Raw genomic sequence first — 522 nt, 5'->3', positions numbered from 1 at the left:
GGGAGACTGTGAAGCTTGGACGCTAGTTCAGGTGGAGTCATCGTTGAAATACCACTCTGGTCACTTTGGATATCTAACTACGAACCGTGATCCGGTTCTGGGACAGTGCCTGGTGGGTAGTTTAACTGGGGCGGTTGCCTCCCAAAAAGTAACGGAGGCGCCCAAAGGTTCCCTCAACCTGGTTGGCAATCAGGTGTCGAGTGTAAGTGCACAAGGGAGCTTGACTGTGAGACTGACAAGTCGAGCAGGGACGAAAGTCGGGACTAGTGATCCGGCAGTGGCTTGTGGAAGCGCTGTCGCTCAACGGATAAAAGGTACCTCGGGGATAACAGGCTGATCTTGCCCAAGAGTCCATATCGACGGCATGGTTTGGCACCTCGATGTCGGCTCGTCGCATCCTGGGGCTGGAGTAGGTCCCAAGGGTTGGGCTGTTCGCCCATTAAAGCGGTACGCGAGCTGGGTTTAGAACGTCGTGAGACAGTTCGGTCCCTATCCGCTGCGCGCGTAGGAAATTTGAGAAGA

Annotated in this window: 1 rRNA gene (cut by a window edge); it reads left to right on the top strand. The window is 55.0% G+C overall.

What is annotated here, in order from left to right:
* A 23S ribosomal RNA gene (locus tag ASF54_RS16150) occupies positions 1 to 521 on the top strand (it extends 2282 nt beyond the left edge of the window).
* Position 522 lies beyond the last annotated feature (1 nt).

This window comes from Frondihabitans sp. Leaf304 (assembly GCF_001423105.1).
GTDB lineage: Bacteria > Actinomycetota > Actinomycetes > Actinomycetales > Microbacteriaceae > Frondihabitans.
Note: the sequence above shows the minus strand (reverse complement) of the source record. Positions and strands in the feature narration are given on the sequence as shown.